The 18,764-nt window shown below is 39.9% G+C and carries 19 protein-coding genes; 18 read left to right on the top strand and 1 reads right to left on the bottom strand.

Features of this window, described 5'->3' with window-relative positions; translation table 11 throughout:
• The first annotated feature begins 30 nt into the window (after positions 1–30).
• From nikR to hypA, 9 genes are all read left to right on the top strand, one after another.
• Positions 31–444, top strand: coding sequence for a nickel-responsive transcriptional regulator NikR (gene nikR, locus CVS84_RS03775; RefSeq protein WP_021091291.1), 414 nt, complete (start codon positions 31–33; stop codon positions 442–444).
• 16 nt (positions 445–460) lie between these two features.
• Positions 461–829 (top strand): Na+/H+ antiporter NhaA, encoded by a 369-nt coding sequence (locus CVS84_RS09810; RefSeq protein WP_107691220.1) that lies wholly within the window; start codon positions 461–463, stop codon positions 827–829.
• 95 nt (positions 830–924) lie between these two features.
• A complete protein-coding gene (locus tag CVS84_RS03765) occupies positions 925–2,184 on the top strand; it encodes a DUF2157 domain-containing protein (RefSeq protein WP_107691219.1) in 1,260 nt (419 codons plus the stop codon).
• Entirely contained in the window at positions 2,181–2,786 is a 606-nt protein-coding gene (locus tag CVS84_RS03760) for a GDYXXLXY domain-containing protein (RefSeq protein WP_107691218.1), read from the top strand. The genes CVS84_RS03765 and CVS84_RS03760 overlap by 4 nt, the downstream gene beginning before the upstream one ends.
• A 102-nt stretch (positions 2,787–2,888) precedes the next feature.
• Complete coding sequence (gene hypB / locus CVS84_RS03755; protein ID WP_107691217.1) at positions 2,889–3,701, top strand: hydrogenase nickel incorporation protein HypB; 813 nt, start codon at positions 2,889–2,891, stop codon at positions 3,699–3,701.
• The gene (locus tag CVS84_RS03750; RefSeq protein ID WP_054196671.1) at positions 3,701–3,940 is read left to right on the top strand and encodes a HypC/HybG/HupF family hydrogenase formation chaperone; all 240 of its coding nucleotides are present in this window, start codon (positions 3,701–3,703) and stop codon (positions 3,938–3,940) included. Before hypB ends, CVS84_RS03750 begins: the two co-directional genes overlap by 1 nt.
• Positions 3,940–5,028, top strand: a complete 1,089-nt coding sequence (gene hypD / locus CVS84_RS03745) for a hydrogenase formation protein HypD (RefSeq protein ID WP_107691216.1) — start codon at positions 3,940–3,942, stop codon at positions 5,026–5,028. The genes CVS84_RS03750 and hypD overlap by 1 nt, the downstream gene beginning before the upstream one ends.
• A gap of 8 nt (positions 5,029–5,036) precedes the next feature.
• Positions 5,037–6,029 (top strand): hydrogenase expression/formation protein HypE, encoded by a 993-nt coding sequence (hypE, locus tag CVS84_RS03740; RefSeq protein WP_107691215.1) that lies wholly within the window; start codon positions 5,037–5,039, stop codon positions 6,027–6,029.
• Positions 6,029–6,370: a hydrogenase maturation nickel metallochaperone HypA gene (gene hypA / locus CVS84_RS03735; RefSeq protein ID WP_107691214.1), complete on the top strand. Its 342-nt coding sequence runs from the start codon at positions 6,029–6,031 to the stop codon at positions 6,368–6,370. Before hypE ends, hypA begins: the two co-directional genes overlap by 1 nt.
• 222 nt (positions 6,371–6,592) lie before the next feature.
• Here the strand turns inward: hypA and CVS84_RS03730 are convergent, their stop codons facing one another.
• Positions 6,593–9,058 (bottom strand): AsmA-like C-terminal domain-containing protein, encoded by a 2,466-nt coding sequence (locus CVS84_RS03730; RefSeq protein WP_107691293.1) that lies wholly within the window; start codon positions 9,056–9,058, stop codon positions 6,593–6,595.
• Positions 9,059–9,131: 73 nt separating this feature from the next.
• Between CVS84_RS03730 and mltG the strand changes: the two genes are divergently transcribed.
• The 9 genes from mltG (at position 9,132) to sdhA (ending at position 18,762) form a co-directional block, all read left to right on the top strand.
• Positions 9,132–10,076, top strand: a complete 945-nt coding sequence (mltG, locus tag CVS84_RS03725; protein WP_107691213.1) for an endolytic transglycosylase MltG — start codon at positions 9,132–9,134, stop codon at positions 10,074–10,076.
• Positions 10,077–10,159: 83 nt separating this feature from the next.
• Positions 10,160–12,334, top strand: coding sequence for an NADP-dependent isocitrate dehydrogenase (locus CVS84_RS03720; RefSeq protein WP_107691212.1), 2,175 nt, complete (start codon positions 10,160–10,162; stop codon positions 12,332–12,334).
• Between the two features lie 4 nt (positions 12,335–12,338).
• Positions 12,339–13,232 carry a lactate/malate family dehydrogenase gene (locus CVS84_RS03715; protein ID WP_107691211.1) on the top strand — a complete coding sequence of 298 codons (894 nt, stop codon included), beginning with the start codon at positions 12,339–12,341 and terminating at the stop codon, positions 13,230–13,232.
• Between the two features lie 8 nt (positions 13,233–13,240).
• On the top strand, positions 13,241–13,552 hold the full coding sequence (locus tag CVS84_RS03710) for a 4Fe-4S dicluster domain-containing protein (RefSeq protein WP_107691210.1): 312 nt from the start codon (positions 13,241–13,243) through the stop codon (positions 13,550–13,552).
• Positions 13,549–14,679 carry a 2-oxoglutarate synthase subunit alpha gene (locus CVS84_RS03705; RefSeq protein ID WP_021091355.1) on the top strand — a complete coding sequence of 377 codons (1,131 nt, stop codon included), beginning with the start codon at positions 13,549–13,551 and terminating at the stop codon, positions 14,677–14,679. The genes CVS84_RS03710 and CVS84_RS03705 overlap by 4 nt, the downstream gene beginning before the upstream one ends.
• Positions 14,669–15,514 carry a 2-oxoglutarate ferredoxin oxidoreductase subunit beta gene (locus CVS84_RS03700; RefSeq protein WP_107691209.1) on the top strand — a complete coding sequence of 282 codons (846 nt, stop codon included), beginning with the start codon at positions 14,669–14,671 and terminating at the stop codon, positions 15,512–15,514. Before CVS84_RS03705 ends, CVS84_RS03700 begins: the two co-directional genes overlap by 11 nt.
• Complete coding sequence (locus CVS84_RS03695; protein WP_107691208.1) at positions 15,511–16,062, top strand: 2-oxoacid:acceptor oxidoreductase family protein; 552 nt, start codon at positions 15,511–15,513, stop codon at positions 16,060–16,062. Before CVS84_RS03700 ends, CVS84_RS03695 begins: the two co-directional genes overlap by 4 nt.
• A 4-nt stretch (positions 16,063–16,066) precedes the next feature.
• Positions 16,067–16,522, top strand: coding sequence for a heat-shock protein (locus CVS84_RS03690; RefSeq protein WP_234411891.1), 456 nt, complete (start codon positions 16,067–16,069; stop codon positions 16,520–16,522).
• A 377-nt stretch (positions 16,523–16,899) separates the two neighbouring features.
• A complete protein-coding gene (gene sdhA / locus CVS84_RS03685; protein WP_107691207.1) occupies positions 16,900–18,762 on the top strand; it encodes an 8-methylmenaquinol:fumarate reductase flavoprotein subunit in 1,863 nt (620 codons plus the stop codon).
• Positions 18,763–18,764: the final 2 nt, after the last annotated feature.

The following is an 18,764-nucleotide window of genomic DNA, read 5'->3' as shown; positions in this document are numbered from 1 at the left end:
AACGGTAATCAAACGAGAAAGGAGCAAAAAATGGATAGTGTTATACGTTTTAGTGTTTCTTTGCCTAGTCAGTTACTAGACGAACTAGATAAAAAGGTTAGCGAACAAGGCTACGCTTCTAGGAGCGAATTTACGAGGGATTTGATACGCGAAAAGATCGTAAGTGATAGCTGGAAGGACGCTAGTGAGGAGTTGATCGGGGTTTTGACGCTCATTTATATGCATCATCACAACGATTTGGTGAATAAAAAGATGGATATAGAGCATAGCTCTGATGTGAAAATCATCTGTACAAACCATGTTCATGTCGATCACCATAACTGCTTAGAAACGATTTCAATAAGAGGCGAGGCTGGCAAAATTGAACGCTTTGCTGAAAGGATCGCCGGCTTAAAGGGTGTAAAATTTTCTAAACTCACAAGGGCAGCTATTCCTAGGTTTTAGTTTTTTAAGGGTCTTTATGGAGTTTAGGAATTTTTGGGATTTTTTTATAGGTGAAGCTAGCGGTGGTATCTTTCTTATCGCTGCTGCTTTAGTGGCATTTATCTTTGAAAATATTTTTTTAAGCAGTTTTTATAACTCATTTTTACAAATCGATACAAGGCTAAATTTTGGCAAATCGCCGATACAAAAGCCCCTTATTATTTTTGTAAATGATAGTTTGATGGCCGTTTTTTTCTTTTTACTTGGGTTTAGACTTAAGCGAGAAATTTTTAAAGCAAAGTTTAGGAGTCTGGCCCAAGCTACCTTGCTAAAAATTTTTATTATCGGTAGCATTTTAGCTTCTGTATTTTTTTATATTTTAAATCACAATTATATTTTTTGTTGAAAGACTAAGGCAGTATCAATGGACATAAATACGGTATTTAAGGTACTGGCTAGAAATTTGGTGTTTTGTATATCTTATAAAAGAAAGTGTGAATAATGAACTTTTTAAATAGAATTTTTTTAATAAAAGAGCTGGATCGGTGGCAAAGTGATGGAATAGTCGATAAAGAGACCGCTATAAAAATAGCAAATTTATATGACATCGACCCTGATGCCCATAGTGACAAGATAAGTTTTGTCCTAAAGCTCGTAGCATATCTTTTTTTTGCGCTAGCCTTTTTTACGCTCGTTGGTGCAAACTGGGAAGAGATACCAAAACTAGGACGTTTGGCACTTGTGTTATTTATACTTGGGCTTGTAAATTTTGGTGGAATTTACTATCTTGCAAAGGGAAAGGAAAATCTATCAACGGCGATGTTTTTTCTTGGAAATTTCTGCTTTGGTGCGGCGATTGCTCTTATTGCTCAAATTTATAACATTAGCGATGAGCCAAGTGGCGGTATCTTGCTTTGGAGTATCGGAGCGTTTGCGGTTTCTTTTGCTAGTAAAAAAGGTGTGTTGGTAGCCCAAAGCCTTATCTTTGCGACAGTTTGGTTTTTTATGATAGCTTATCAGGGCGACTTTGGTTTTGGCTTTATCATTTTTATAGTACTTGGCGCATATACGCTTTACAAAGACGACTCAAAATGGCTTGCTTTTGTCCTTTTTATGGATATTTTTATATACATCATTTCATTTTGTGGCTACATTAGTGGTTTTAGGGCGATATTTGATTATGGCTTTTTGTTTGGACTTCCGATGGTTGCGATCATATCGCTATCTTATGCACTTTTACTTATTAGCATTTCACCGCTACTAGATAAATTTAGAGTAGGGCTTGGCGCATTTACGAAAGAATTTGGTAAAAATTTTGGCGTTTTTGTGTTGTTGCTTTGTCTGCTTTTATTTGAAGAAAGAAATTTATTTGAGATTGGAGATGAAAAGCTTTGGTTTGTGAAGTCATTTTTTAAAAGCAACTTTGGCTTTGTCTTTATCTTATTTAGCGTTGCTTATTTTGCACTATTTTTTAAAGAAAAAAATAAGAGTGGTTTGCTACTTGGGGCACTTCTCGTGTCGTTGCCATTTGTCTTTAGCTACGGGCCTGGCTATGCAAATATATTTTTCTCGCTCGCAAATATCATAACAGCTGCAGTCCTTATAAAAAAAGGTGAGTTAAAACTTGGTCTTTGTATGATATTTTTGGTTGCAGCCGTGAGGTACTTCCAGCTAATGGGTGATTATATTGGTGCTACGGCGCTATTTATGGTGTTTGCTTTCATAGTGCTAGTTGTCGCTAGAAAAGGACGTAAAAAATGAAGATAAAAGTATTAATAGTAGCTATAGTTTTTCAAATTTCACTTATTGGCATTATGCTTGGCTACGCACTTATGCCACTTTATTTTGGGCAAGAGGTAAGAGTAAGGGTAAGTCTTTACGATCCAAGAGATCTTTTTCGTGGAAACTATGTTGATTTAAACTATGAATTTTCAAATTTTCATTTAAGAAATTTTGACGAAAATGATAAAGATGACCGCCATATCGACCAATACGATGAGAGAGTAAGAGATGGGGCTAGAGTTTATGCTGTTTTAAAGCCAGATACTAATGGCACTTACAACTTTGCTAAATTTAGTATAAGCAAGCCAGATAATGGAGTGTTTTTAGCTGGTAGATATGACGGCTACTCACTAGTAAAATACGGCATAGAGCAGTTTTATATGTCACCTGATAGTGCGGCTAATACTGAAAATGAAATGAGAGAAGAAGACGTTGATGCATATGCTGTTTTGATGGTGATGGATAATGGCAAAGCTAGACTAAAGAATCTAATAATCCAAAAGAATGCCCAAAAAAATAGCAAAAAACTACTCGGTGATAAAAATTTTGATAAGTTGGATGAGATTAGGCAAAAAGAGTAAGGTAAATTTAGTCAAAGCATTTGTAAAAAATCCTAAAAATTTAATTTTATTTTTAAATTTAAGAGTTAAAATCTCCATAAATTAATAAAAAAGGATGAAAAAATGTGTAAAGATTGCGGTTGTTCAATGGGTAATCACGCCCACGTTCACACTCACGCTGATGGCACCACTCACTCGCACCCACACACTCATGATGGATATACAGATCACGCTCATGACGCGCACGAACATAGCCACGAGGCTCACGCACACCCTGTGCTAAACGAGAGTAAAACCATAGACGTGATAGAGAAAATTCTCTCTGAAAACGATAAAGAGGCCGCCCACAATAGAGCTCATCTTGATGAGAAAAAGATACTTTGTGTAAATTTGATGAGTAGTCCTGGTGCTGGTAAGACGACGCTTTTAGAGGCTACGATAAAGGCTGGTAAGTTTAAAATAGGCGTTGTTGAGGGCGATTTGGAGACAAATCAAGACGCCGACCGCATCGTAAAGGCTGGCGCAAAGGCTCATCAGATAAGCACAGGTCAGACCTGTCACTTGGATGCTTTTATGGTTCACGAAGGCCTTCATTACTTGCCACTAAACGAGCTTGATCTAGTCTTTATAGAAAATGTTGGAAATTTAGTTTGCCCTGCAAGCTACGACGTTGGCTCGCATTTTAACGCTGTGCTTCTTTCGGTGCCAGAGGGCGATGATAAGGTGAGTAAATATCCAGTGATGTTTAGAGCTGCTGATGTGCTTCTCATTACAAAAGCTTCGCTTGTGCCACACTTTGACTTTGACATCGAGCGAGTGAAAAACGACGCTAGAAAGCTAAATCCAAAGGTTGATATCTTTGTGATAGACAGCAAAACAGGTGAGGGCATCGATAAATGGATAAGTTATTTGGAATTTAAAAAAGAGCTAAGATAATGTGCCTCTCAATCCCTTCAAAAGTAATAGAAATAGATGAAAATAACGTTGCTACCGTTGAGACTCTAGGTGTTACTAGAAAGGTAAGCCTTGATCTCATCTCTGAAGAGGTAAAAGTTGGCGAATATGTGCTAATCCACGTTGGATACGCTATGCAAAAGATTGATACGCAGTTTGCGCTTGAGAGTTTAGAGGTCTATCAAAAGATCGCTGATGATATGAACGCGGGGAAAATTTGATGGATCTTATCAATGACTTTCGCGATAAAAATTTAATCCTAGCCCTTTCAAAACTTATAAAAAAAGAGAGCACAAAGCCCTTAAATATCATGGAAATTTGTGGCGGCCACACGCATAGCATTATGAAATTTGCACTACCAAGCTTGGTAGGAGAGCATATAAATTTTATCCACGGCCCAGGCTGTCCAGTTTGCGTGATGCCAAAGAGCCGCATAGATGAGGCCTGTAAGCTTGCTAGCATGGATAATGTGATCTTTTGCACGCTAGCTGATATGCTAAGAGTGCCTGGCTCAAAGACAAGCTTGCAAAAGCTTCGTGGCGAAGGACACGACATAAGAGCGCTTTACACGCCACTTGATGCGCTAAATATCGCTAAGCAAAATCCAGATAAAAAGGTCATGTTTTTTGCCATAGGCTTTGAGACGACGACGCCAATGAGTGCAAATTTGGTTGAAAAAGTGCTTCAGCAGGGCATTAAAAATTTATATTTTCACATAAATCACGTAACCGTCCCAGCTCCAGTTAGAGCGATAATGAGCGATGAAAACGTGAAGATAGACGCATTTTTAGGCCCAAGTCACGTGAGCGTCATCACCGGTAGTAAAATTTACAAAGAGCTAGCAGATGAGTTTAAAAGACCGATTGCCATTAGCGGTTTTGAGCCGCTTGACATCATGGCAAGTGTCTTAAATTTAGTCCGTCAGCAAAATGCAGGCACACATGAAGTCTACAACGAGTACGCAAGGGCTGTCAAAGAAGAAGGTAATGTTAAGGCAAAAGAGCTCATAGCTAAATACTTTGAGCCATGCGACTTTGTCTGGAGAGGCCTTGGTGAGATAGCACAAAGCGGTATGAAGCTAAGAGACGAGTTTGCCTATCTTGATGCCAGAGTGCAGTTTGACTGCAACGTAGAGAGTGCGGGAGATAGCAAGGCTTGCATTTGTGGGCAAATTTTAAGAGGGTTAGCAAAACCGACAGAGTGCAAAGTCTTTGGCAAAGTTTGCAATCCGCAAAATCCGATAGGATCGTGCATGGTCTCAAGCGAGGGTGCTTGTGCGGCATATTTTAAATACGCAAGAGTTGGTTAAGGAATTTAATGAAAAAGATAATGCTAAGCCACGGCGGCGGTGGCGAGGAGATGAACTCGCTTATAAACGAGACAATATTTAAAATTTTTGATAACGAAATTTTAAGGCAAAGCAACGACTCTGCGATATTAAATTTAAGCGGCAAGATCGCATTTAGCTCTGATAGCTTTGTGGTAACTCCCATTTTTTTTAGTTGCGGCGATATCGGCAAGATCGCAGCTTGTGGCACGATAAACGATCTTGCGATGGTTGGTGCAAGCGCAAAATACCTAAGCTGTTCGCTCATAATCGAAGAGGGGCTTAGTATAGAAGAGCTCGAGCGTGTGCTTGGCTCGCTTGCTAAAACTTGCAAAGAGAGCGGTGTAAGCGTAGTTTGTGGCGATACAAAGGTCGTACCAAAGGGCAAATGCGATAAAATTTTTATAAACACAGCAGGCATTGGCGAAATAGTTTGCGAAGGTGTGGAGCTTAAAAATTTAAAAGCAGGGGCTAAAATTTTAATCTCTGGAGATGTTGGCAGACACGGCGGCGTGGTGCTAGCAGCAAGAGAGGAATTTGAGCTCGGACTTGATCTAAAAAGTGACTGTAAGAGTCTAAAAGAGGTTGCTTTAAAGCTATTTAGCGCTGGCATAAAGCCGCAGTGCATGCGTGATGCGACAAGGGGCGGACTAAGTGCGGTGCTAAATGAGTGGGCTAAATTTAGTAAATTTGACATCTTAGTTTTTGAAGAAAATATCAAAGTGTCAAACGAAGTTATGGGCGTTTGCGAGCTATTTGGTTTTGAGCCTTATGAGCTTGCAAATGAGGGCACTTTTGTGATGGCTGTTGATGAGAACGAGGCCGAGGCTGCGCTTAAAATTTTAAGAGAATTTGATCAAAACGCGATGATAATAGGCGAGGTAATGGAGGCTAAAAACGAGCGTGTCATCATTGAAAACGCCTATAAATCAAGAAGATTTCTCGAGCCGCCAAAGGGCGAGCTACTACCAAGGATCTGCTAATGCACGAGCTTAGTATCGTTCAAAATTTAGTTAGCCTTTGCGAGAAAAATGCCGCCAAAGAAAACGCCAAAGAGATAAGCAAGATCGAGATAAAGGTCGGCCGTTTAAGTGGAGTGGAGCCTCATTATTTGCAGAGCGCTTTTGATGTTTATAAGGCTGGTACGATCTGCGAAAACGCCGAACTTGTGATAAATTTACAAGGCATTGTTATTGAGTGTTTGGATTGTGGATTTGGCGGGGAGCTTAATGAAAATGACTTTACTTGCCCAAAGTGCAAAAGCCAAAATTTAAAGGTGACTGACGGCGAGGATATGTATCTGATGCGCCTTGAGATGAAGTAAATTTTACATATTTTTATATGTAAAATTTTATGTTTTTATCAAAATATTTTAATGGTTATAGTATCAAAAAATAGCTATCAAAGCCTTGATCTTTAGCTTTTGATATCCTTTTTACGCGCTTTGCGAGCCGAGGATAATATATATAATCAAAAATGAGCACCAGTCTTGGCTTTAGAAGCAGCCAATAATTTTTCTATAATTTCTGTGTGTTGTAGATTTAAACTACTCAAATATCAAAAACGGAGCCTGAATCACGTTTCTTATTATCTTTAGTGGCGAAAGCAGGGCGTCTTGCAGGATCTGCGTCGAGTACTCAGGCTTGTCGGTAGTGCCTCGTATGGCGATGACAGTTGAGAGCGAGCGGTCCTTGCCAAGGATTATTTGATTTACCAGTGGAATTTTATCAATGATACTGCTAGCGTCTTTTAGTAGCTTTAGCTCAAGGTCGATGTTTATCTTTTTACTCTTTAGATCGATCGTGCCACGCCCGCCGATATCAGCACTTGTGCCTATCATTTCAATCGCCAAAAACTCGATCATATCGCCATTTCTAGTGAGCAAAATTTTACCATTTTTAACAGTAAAGCCCTTGTCGTTAAAGTCAGGTGTTTTAAAGCTAAGAAGCGATGGAACGGAGTTTAGGAAGCTAAGCAGCTTTTGATAAAAGATGTAGTCTTTGAGATATGTTCCAAAAAATCTCACCTCTGCCTTAAAATCTTTTGTGCTTTCTCCAAGAAGTTTTAGGCGAAATTTACCGCCCTCAAAGCTCTTGATGCCAAAAAGGTCGTTGATAAATTCTCCGCTTATGTCGGTTGCGTCTAAATTTATACTTTTTTCATCGTTAAAATAGCCAACTCTTCCTTGTTTTGCTAGCCCATTTAGCGAGGTGCTTTTGCCCTTTTTCTCGGCACTAAAGCTAGCAAATGGCAAGGTCTTGTTTAGATCCCTTAAAATGATATTGCCATTTTTTGCTAAAAGCTCAAGCGGCGTGATTTGCTCGCTGGTTTTGTTATCGTCAAGCACTAGCAAATTTAGATCTTTAGTTTTTACGTTTATGGCTTTTTCTTTTATGTCTAGGCTTAACTTTTTACTTGCGCTATCTACCTTCACACCAGTTTTTGAGACTAAAATTTTAAGATCGTCATTTTCGTACTTTGAGCCATTTTTATCTAAAAACGGCAAATCAAAGTTTGCCTCTTTGGCAAAAATTTCAAGATCAGTAAAATCCTTGCTTTTTATGCTAAGCTCATCAAAACCACGCACTCCATTTTCCTTTAAAACAGGCGAGCTTTCTATGAAAAATTTACTATTTTTTGTTGATATTTTACTTTCACTGCCAAAGCTCATATCAAGCCCAAATGGCTCTATCTTAAGCAAAGTTTCATCAGCCTTGCTAAAGTCCAAAAATGCGTTAAATGGCTCATTTTTAAAGGCTAAAATTTCATCATTTTTTTCTTTTAGATCAAAGCTTTCTATCACGCCTTTTATCTCGCCAGTACTTTTTTGTAAATTTATATCGGCCTTAGCATTTGCTTTAAAAAACTCAAGCCCAAAGCCAGTAGCATCGATGTTTAAATTCGTCGTATTTATGAGCTTTACGAGAGCATTTTTGGTATTAAATTTACTTCCAGCTATTTCTAAAACCGCATCACTTAGCTTAAATTCTCCATTTGCAATGACGCTTTTTTCATCAAAATTTTCTAAGCTTTTCTCGTCTAGTTTTATCAAAATTTTTAAGCTAGCATCCATTTTTCCGCTAAGCTGTTTTACTGGCACGACGATCTTATAGGCTTTTAATATCTCATTTATAGCTTCATCATAAATTGATTTTGTCTTTATAAAAAGCTCTAAATTTGCGCTTTTTTCATCAAAGATATTATTTATCACAACGCTTGAGCCATCAAGCTTTTTACCCTTGTAAATAGGCGAAATAAGATCAAATTTAAGCTTTGAGTTTTTAAGCGTGATATTTGTCTCACCTACATTTACGGCTGGTAAGCCTTTTTCAAATTTAACGAGCAAATTTTTAGTATTTGCGGTGGCATTTAGATCATTTAGATAAAAGTTATTTTTAGCTAGATCAGCCTTGCCATTTATCTCTTTTAGCTCGTAATCATCAGCAACGATGTATCCATATATCCAGTTTTTAACTTCACTATTTAGCTCTATGCGTCTATCAAGCTCATCGATGAAGTTTTTAATGCTTCCAGCCTCGACATCATAAGCTTTGTAGGTTAAAAATGTATCTTTTAGGGCAAAATTTAGCTTACCACGCAGCTCATGAGAGGTGAAATTTCCCTCAAATTTATAGTCATTTTTATCAAAATCTGCACTCCCTTCGCCGCTAATGCTTACATTAAAATCCTTAAAGCTTAAATTTCTAACGCTAAAAAGATCTATTCCGTCTTGCTGTTCGTTTTGGAATTTTATATCCACGTTTAAATAAGGGCTATCAACAAAAAATATATCATCTAAAAATAGAATTTTTAGTTTAAAATCATCTCCTATTTGCACATTTTCAAGTGAAATTTCTTGAAAAATCGTATCTATAAAATCTACGCTTTTACTAAGATTTAAAAGGCGCTCATCGCTGCTTTTTTGCTTGCTTTCTTTCTTAAAATTTGGGAGCTTTATCTGCTTTGCTCTTGCAATTATTTTTTTATCTAATTTTATATATAATTGCTCCAATTTTACGCCGTAAAACTCGAAATCGTTAATTTTTATGCCGTATTTTAAAAGTAAGATAAATGAAAGAATCAAGATGATAAAAAATTTTATGAAAAAGCCATATTTAGACATTTTTTTTGATATCGTAGCCATCATTTTCCTAAGTGTTTTTGTCTATTTGGCACGCCCTATAAACACAAGCAAGGTCGTTTTTATACCAAAGGGAAGTGTGGGCGAGATTATATCTTATTTAGCTAATCGCAACTTTAACTTAAGCGTGATAGACAAATACGCCATACTTTTTATCGGCTCTCCGCAATCTGGCTGGATAGAGATCGGTCAAGATAAAATTTCAAGGGTTGATTTTTTAAAAAAACTTGCAAAATCAAAAGCAGCTTTAACCGAGATAACGCTAATACCAGGCGAAACGACTATCGTTTTTTTAAACCAGATCGCCGCCCAGCTAGGACTTGATCCAGTTAAGCTAAATAGCGAATATAATGCCCTTGCTCCAGTGAGTGATGGCTTTTTGATGCCAAATACATATAAAATTCCAATAGGTATCAGCGAAAGGCACCTTGCTTTTTATCTTGTAAATTCATCAAAAAAGGCTCAAAGCGAGATCAGCAATAAAATTTTTGGCGAATACAACGAGAAAAAATGGTTTAAAATTTTAACGATCGCTTCGATCATTCAAAAGGAAGCTGCAAATGATGCTGAAATGCCACTTGTCGCCTCAGTCATTTATAACCGCCTAAATAAAGGCATGAGGCTGCAAATGGACGGCACACTAAACTATGGAATTTATTCACACGATGTGATCACGGCTGAGCGCATAAGAAGTGATATGAGTGAGTTTAATACCTATCTAAACGACGGCATTCCGCCAAGTCCGGTCTGCTGCGTCTCGATAAGCGCGATCAAAGCGGCGATAAATCCTGCAAAGAGCGATTATTTATACTTTGTGCTTGATAAAAAGGCGAAAAAGCATATTTTTTCAAAAACCTTAAGCGAGCACAACCAAAATATAGGAAAATAGAGCTAGAATTTGCGGCAAATGCCTAAAATACAACGAGATTTAATAAAGAAAGTGATAAATTTTAAAAAAATAAAAGGGCTAAAATGAGTGATATTATCTGGACTAAAACCGACGAAGCACCGCTTTTTGCAAGCTACTCTCTCTTTCCTATCGTTAAGAGCTTTTTATCCCGCGCTGGCATTAGCATAACAAAGGCTGATATAAGCTTGGCTGGACGAATTTTATCTCTTTTTAACAAAGAGCTTGGGCTAAACAAGGCCGATGAGCTAGAGCTTTTAGGTGAGCTAACCGCGCACAAAGAGGCAAATATAATAAAACTGCCAAACATCTCAGCCACGCTCGTTCAGCTAAAAGCGGCGATCGAGGAACTTAGAAGCAAGGGCATAAACGTGCCGTTTTATCCAGACGAGATCATCACAGACTACGACGAAGAGATCGCTAAAAAATACCAAAAAGTGCTAGGAAGCGCGGTAAATCCAGTGCTTAGGCAAGGAAACTCAGACAGAAGAGTCTTGCCACCGGTTAAAGAATTTGCCAAAAAGCACCCATATAGCAACGGTAACTGGGACAAGGCAAATAAAACTAAAATTTGCTACATGCAAAATGGCGATTTTTATGAAAATGAGCGCTCAATAATCGCTAGTAAAGATGAGAAATTTTATATAAATTTCATAAGCTTAGAGGGTAAAAAAGAGCTTTTAAAAGAGCTTGCTGTCCAAAGTGGCGAGATCGTAGATGCTACCTTTATAAGCGTAGATGAGCTAGATAAATTTTATGAAAGCTGCTTTGAGACGGCGCTAAAAGAGAATTTGACCCTTAGCCTTCATCTAAAATGCACGATGATGAAGGTTAGTGACCCAGTCATCTTTGCCCACGCGATAAAGAGCTACTTTAAAGAGGTTTTTGAGCTATTTGGTGAGGAATTTAAGGCTCATGGCGTTGAGGCAAAAAACGGCTTAAAAGATATGTTTGCTAAAATTTCAACTCTTAAAAATAAAGATGAAATTTTGGCTAAATTTGATGAAATTTTGAGCAAAAAGGCAAAAATTTGGGCACTAAATGAAAATGCCAGCAACTTTGACGTGCCAAATGATGTTATCATCGATGCCTCCGTGCCAGCGCTCATTAGAAACTCTGGCAAGGTAAAAGATAGAAGCGGCGAGCTAAATTTCTCACTTTGCATGATCCCAGATAGGACCTACGCTAGGGTTTATGAGGCCTGCGTGGCGGACTTTAAGGAGCATGGCGCGCTTGATGTAAGCAGTATAGGCAGCGTAGCAAATGTGGGTCTCATGGCTAAAAAGGCCGAAGAGTATGGCAGCCACGATAAGACCTTCATCGCAAAAGAGGACGGAGAATTTGTAGTTTTTGATGAGGCGGGCAAGAGCGTCTTTAAATTTAGCGTCAAAAGTGGCGACATTTTTAGGATGACGCAGGCAAAGGATGATGCGATAAATGCGTGGTTTGAGCTTGCTTTAAAAAGAGGCGAAATTTCAAAAGATGAGCTTATATTTTGGCTAGATAGTAGCAGGGCGCATGATAGAAATTTGATAGCTAAATTTGAAAAATTTAGAGATAAATTTACTAGTGCTGGTGTGAAATTTGAAATTTTAAACTACGAGCAAGCGATGCTAAGATCGCTTGAAGCAATAAGAGCTGGCAAAGACGTCATAGGCGTAACTGGCAACGTTTTAAGAGACTATCTAACCGATCTTTTCCCGATATTTGAGCTAGGTGGCAGCTCAAAAATGCTCTCAGTTGTGCCGCTACTTGCTGGTGGAGCGATGTTTGAAACAGGTGCTGGCGGAACGGCCCCAACGCTTGTAAAAGAGCTAAAAGAGAAAAATCACCTACTTTGGGATAGTCTTGGCGAGTTTTTAGCGCTTAGTGCTTCGCTCGAGCATTTGGCATTTGTTAAGCAAAAAAAAGAGGCAAAAGAGCTAAGTGATGCGCTAAATAGAGCGGTTGCTAGCTATCTAGATAAAAATAAAACGCCAAATGCCACACTTGATACTAGAGAGTCGCACTTTTATTTGGCACTTTTTTGGGCAAGAGAGATGGTAAAAAGTGGCGGGATTTTAAGTAAAATTTTTGAAAATTTAGCAGACGAGCTAGAGAAAAATGAGAGCGAAATTTTAAAAGAGATAAGACAAAATGATGGTGCAAGCGTGGAATTTGGCGGATATTATTTGCCAGATGAAGTGAGGGCAAATGAGGTCATGAGACCAAGCAAAATTTTAAATCAAATAATAGGATGAGAAAATGAAAATAAGTATAGTTGGAGCTGGAAACGTCGGTGCAAGCATAGCTTATGCGCTTTGCATGAGAGAAGTTTGCGATGAGATTGCGCTTGTGGATATATTTGGTGACGTGGCACGCGCAAAGGCTATCGATCTAGCGCAGTCAAGCTGCGTTTTTAATGCTAAAACTACCGTTTGCGGTGGCGATGACTTTATGCTAATAGAGGGCAGTGATATCGTAGTGGTAACTGCTGGAAGCCCAAGGAAAGAGGGTCAAACAAGAGAGGACTTACTTCTTAAAAACGCCGTAGTCGTAAAACAAACGGCTCAAAATATCGCAAAATTTGCACCAAATGCGGTGATAATCGTCGTGACAAATCCGCTTGATATGATGGTCTGGACGGCTCATAAATTTAGTGGTTTTAGCAAAAATAAAGTGATCGGCATGGCTGGTGAGCTTGATGGGGCAAGATGCAGATATGAGCTAGCGCTTCTAAAAGACAAGGACGCAAAAGAGCTAAAGACAAAGATAATTGGCGCTCACAACGACGAGATGATCGTATCTGCTAGTAATATCAGCGAAAATTTAAATGAAAATGAGCTAGCAATTCTTAAAAAAGAGACAAGCACAGGTGGCGCAAAGATCGTTAAGCTTCTTGGCACTTCAGCTTACTACGCACCAGCGGCTGCAGTTGTGAAAATGTGTGAAGCGATCATGGGCAAGAGTGATGAAATTTTAAGTGCTAGCGTGCTTCTTGATGATGAGCTAAGTTGCGGCAGGCTAGTAAGGCTTGGACGTGAGGGCTTAAAAGAAATTTTAGAGCTAAATATAAATGAAAGCGAGCAAGAGCAGCTAAGTAAAAGCGAAGCTGATATTAGAAAAAACATTAAATTTTTAAAAGAAAATTTGGATTAGGAATATAGATGATAGTAAAAGAAAACGTACCTGTTTGGGTCGATGAGAGCAGGTGTAAAGCCTGTGATGTCTGTGTGAGCTACTGCCCAGCAGGCGTGCTAGCGATGAGGCTTGAGCCAAAGGCGGTGCTTGGCAAGATGATAGAGGTCGTCTATGCTGACTCATGCATAGGCTGTCGCGACTGCGAGCTTCACTGCCCTGATTTTGCCATTTATGTGGCTGATAAAGGCTTTAAATTTGCAAAGCTAACCGCTGAGAGCAAAGAGCGAGCCGCTGCCGTAAAGGCAAATAAATTTGCAAAGCTTGGAGAGAGCGCATGAGAGAGCTAGTATCAACTGGAAATGCCCTAGTAGCAAGGGCTGCGGTCGAGTGCGGCTGTAACTTCTTTGGCGGATATCCGATCACTCCAAGTAGCGAGATCGCCCATGAGCTAAGCGTGCTTTTGCCAAAACATGGCGGTACATTTATACAAATGGAAGATGAGATAGCTGGAATTTCAGTTTCTCTTGGTGCAAGTGCGAGCGGAGCTAAGGCGATGACTGCTAGCTCAGGGCCTGGAATTTCACTAAAGGCTGAGCAAATAGGCCTTGGCTTTATCGCTGAGATACCACTTGTCATCGTAAATGTCATGCGCGGCGGCCCTTCAACTGGCTTGCCAACCCGCGTCGCACAAGGCGATATCTTGCAGGCTAAAAACCCAACTCATGGCGATATAAATATGATAGTGCTAGCCCCCAGCAGCCTCGAGGAGTGCTATACGCAGACAGTTCGAGCATTTAACCTCGCAGCTAGGTTTATGACGCCAGTTATGCTGCTACTTGATGAGACGATAGGACACATGCAAGCAAGGGTGCGTTTGCCTGAGATTAGCGAGCTAGAAATTTATAAAAGAAGAGAATTTGGTGGCAAGCCAAAAGAGTATAAACCCTACGAGGCAGCACCCGATGAGCCAGCTACGCTAAATCCTTTCTTTAAAGGCTACCACTACCATATCACTGGGCTTCATCACGGCGCTACTGGCTTTCCAACAGAAGATGGCAAGATCGTTGAATACTCAATGAACAGGCTATTTGATAAGATAAATTTACACACTGATGAGTGCGAGAAATTTGAAGAGTTTATGCTTAACGACGCTGAAATTTGCATCATCGCCTTTGGTAGCGTGGCGCTTTCAGCCAAGCAAGCGATCTTAAATTTACGTGAAAGAGGGCTAAAAGTAGGGCTGTTTAAGCCACTCACACTTTTTCCAGCTCCAGCTAAAAAGCTAAAAGAGATATCAAATAAATTTAATAAAATTTTAGTCTGCGAGCTAAATTTAGGTCAGTATAGTGGCGAAATTTCAAAAATCATATTAAGAGATGACTTTGCAAAACTGCTAAAAGCAAACGGCAGACCGATAAGCCCAAGCGAGATCGAGGCGAAGATAGGAGAAATTTATGGCTTTTAATTACGATAAATATTTACGAACAGATAAAATGCCTACTCTTTGGTGCTGGGGCTGTGGCGATGGCGTCATACTAAAGGCGCTCATCCGAGCTATCGACACCATGGGCTGGGATATGAACGACGTTTGCGTGGTCTCAGGTATAGGCTGCTCTGGTCGCTTTAGCGGATACCTCGACTGCAACACCATTCACACAACTCACGGTAGAGCCGTAGCCTACGCCACTGGCGTAAAGATGGCAAATCCAGACAAGCACGTAATCGTAGTAACTGGCGATGGCGACGGACTAGCGATCGGAGGCAACCACACGATACACGGATGCCGCCGAAATATCGGGCTAAATCACATCCTAATTAACAACTTCATCTACGCACTAACAAACTCTCAAACCAGCCCAACCACGCCAAAGGGCATGTGGACGGTCACAGCGCAATACGGCAACATCGATCCTAGCTTTGACGCCTGTAAGCTCGCAACCGCCGCAGGTGCTAGCTTTGTCGCGCGTGGTAGCGTCATCGAGCCAGAGAAGCTTACAAAGCTCTTTGTAGAGGGCTTTAGCCACGATGGATACAGCTTTTTTGATGTATTTTCAAACTGCCACATAAATTTAGGTCGCAAGAACAAAATGGGCGAGGCGGTCAAAAATTTAGAGTGGATAAAGGGCCGTACGACGAGCAAGGTCAAATTTGATATGCTAAGTGACGAAGAAAAAAAGGGTATTTTCCCACTTGGCGTATTGCACAAAGACGAAGAGAAGATAGAGTATACCAAGGCTTACGACAAGGTAAGAAAAGCTGCTATGAGTGGTGAAGCGATAAATTTTGAGGAGCTAGTATGAAGTCACAATTAAGATTTGTCGGTGTTGGCGGACAGGGCGTCATACTAGCAGGCGAGATCCTCTCAGCTGCCAAGATAAAAGCAGGCGGATACGGCGTCAAGGCATCTACCTACACATCTCAGGTGCGTGGCGGTCCAACGAAGGTCGATATCATCCTTGATGAGAAAGAGATTTTATACCCTTATGCAAACGAGGGCGAGATAGACTTCATGCTAGCAACTGCACAGATAAGCTACGATGCCTTTAAAAGCGGTGTGAAAGAGGGCGGTGCGATCGTTGTCGAGCCAAATTTGGTAAAAGTAAGTGACGAAGATAAAAAGCACTGGAAAATTTATGAAATTCCTATCATTTCTATCGCAAAAGATGAGGTTGGTAACGTCATCACTCAAAGCGTCGTGGCTCTTGGTGTGGCTGTGGCGATGAGTGGGTGCATGGATGAAAATTTAGTGCGTGAAGAGATGCTAGCAAGCGTGCCTGAAAAGGTCAAAGAGGCAAACGCAAAAGCTTATGAGCTAGGCCTAAAATACGCAAAAGAGCTTTTAAAATAGAAATTTGGCTAAATTTGATTTAGCCAAAACCTACAACATGGATCAGATAAAACTAGAAAATTTCCGCAAAGAGCATAGCTTTGATATGCCTATCATTAGGAGCTTGCCTCCTAGTGAGTGCTTAAAGATAAAAGAGAATTTACTTCATAAATTTAGCCTTGATGATATAGATCAGTTTTTTAAAATGGAAAAATTTAGCAAGCTTGATGGCTTTAGTGCGGACGAAGTAAATTTTGACCTAACTGCTGCTTTCAGCGATCTTGACATTGCCACACCGAATGAAATTTGCATAAATTTTAATAAATTTGAGAGTATTGATATTTTACATTTTGATGATCTATCTAAATTTTTTAGCGATATTTGGTATCCGTCACTAGATGATGTTGAGATATTTGATCTAAATTTAAACTGGATCATCTCAGTCAGACACTACGGTCGAATATACTACGTAAAGTTATAAATTTAGCTTTTTTGATAATAAAACAATTTTTATCCTATTTTTACATATTAGTTCATTTTATTTATAAATATTTAATATTTTTGTTAAAAATACGCTGAATAGGTCTTTTTATTTATTTTTATCTTTTTAACATAAAAAATACAAATTTTATTTTATAAAATAATTAAACCTTACAAAAATAGCCATTTACTGGTAGTTTTAGCAAATTTATTTCACATATAAAATCTAAAAATAAATTTTATGTAAAATTTAAGTAATTTTGATGTAAAGTTATATCATTAATTTTTTAATTAATATACTTATTTTAAAAAAAAGTAAGAAAATGAACTTGCGGTGCGTTTTATACGCTAGAAATTTATCAAAATAGGAAGTTATCAATGAGTGAAAAATTTACTAGAAGAGAATTTCTACAAAGTGCCTGTATCAGCGTAGGTGCGCTAGCTACAACGGCTGGCGCGACCAATGTTTTTGCTGGTGAGTTGCCAAAAGGCAATGAAAATGGCTTGCCATCTGTGGATGTGCTGATAATTGGCTCTGGCGGCGCAGGACTTCGTGCAGCAACAGCTGTTCGTAAACAAAATCCAAATTTAACAGTCGTAGTTGCTACAAAAATGATGCCATCTCGCAATGCAACCTGTATGGCAGAGGGCGGCATAAACGGAGTTACTGACTTTAGTAATGGCGATAGCTTCAAGCTTCACGCCTACGATACTGTAAAAGGTGCGGCCTATCTTGCTGACCAAGATGCTGTAGTGAAATTTTGCGAGGCAGCAGGCGCGGTCATCCATGAGCTAGATCACAACGGTATGCTCTTTTCTCGTATAGATAATGGCGACATATCTCGTAAAGATAATGGCGATGTTGCATTTCGCTTTATGGGTGGCGCTAGCAAAAAACGCTGTAACTACGCAGCTGATAAAACTGGCCACGTTTTGATGCATGCGTGCTTGGACGATGCGATCACAGCTGGTGTTAAATTTCTAATGGATCATGAGCTACTTGAGATAGGCCTTGAAGATGGCAAGGTCGAAGGTGTCGTACTTCGTAATATCCAAGATGGTCAAATTTACCCAGTCCTTTGCAAGTCACTTGTCATCGCAACTGGCGGATATACTAGAATTTTCTATAACCGCACTTCAGTTCCATTTATAGCAACAGGCGACGGCATTGCAGTAGCTCTTCGTGCTGGTCTTGGCTTTGAAGACCCTGAGATGATCCAGTTTCACCCAACCGGTGTTCAAAACGGCGGCACACTTATCACAGAAGCCGCTCGCGGCGAGGGCGGATACTTGCTAAATAACAAGGGCGAGCGCTTTATGAAAAACTATCACGAAAAGATGGAGCTTGCTCCTCGTGACGTCGTCGCTCGTGCTATCGAGACAGAAATTCGCGAGGGCAGGGGCTTTGGTGAGGGCATGAGCTCTTACGTGCTTTGCGACGTTCGCCACCTTGGTAAAGAAAATATCATGAAAAAGCTTCCAAAAATTCGCCATACAGCGATGCTCTTTCAAAACATCGACCTAGTCGAGCAGCCAGTGCCTATCCGTCCGACAGCTCACTACTCAATGGGCGGTATCGAAGTGGCTAAATTTGATGATATGAGCACAAAAATTCCTGGAATTTATGTAGGCGGCGAGGCCTCATGCGTATCTATCCACGGTGCAAACCGCCTTGGTGGCAACAGCCTAACTGACGCAGTGGTCACCGGCGATCTAGCTGGAAAAGGTGCTGGTGCATACGCAAAAGATGCTAAATTTGCAAGTGGTAAAAAAACTTCAGAGCTAGCTAAAATGTGGCATGATAAATTTAAAGCCATAGCAACAGGTGAGGGTGGTGTAAACGATATGTATGCGCTTCGCGAGGAGCTTGGTAAAAATAACTGGGATTTAATGGGAATTTTTAGAACAGGCGACAAGCTAGATCAGCTCTCTAAAAACCTTGAAGCTATCCAAGCAAAATACGACACCATAAAAGTGCCAAATAAAAATCCAGTAATGAACACTGCCTTTACAGACTATGTCGAGCTTGGCAACCTTATTCTCCTTTCTCGTGCAGCCTGTCTTGCAGCGCAAAAACGCCTAGAGAGCCGTGGCGCTCACACAAGAGAAGACTATCCAAAAAGAGATGATGCGAATTTCTTAAAACACAGCATCGTTACATTAAATGACGGCAAGCTCGAACTTGGCTACAAAGACGTTGTGACAGGCATATTTTCACTTGATGGCAAGAAACCAGAGTAAGG

The sequence above is a fragment of the Campylobacter concisus genome (genome assembly GCF_003048575.1).
Lineage (GTDB): Bacteria > Campylobacterota > Campylobacteria > Campylobacterales > Campylobacteraceae > Campylobacter_A > Campylobacter_A concisus_U.
This window is presented reverse-complemented; position numbering and strand designations above follow the sequence as displayed.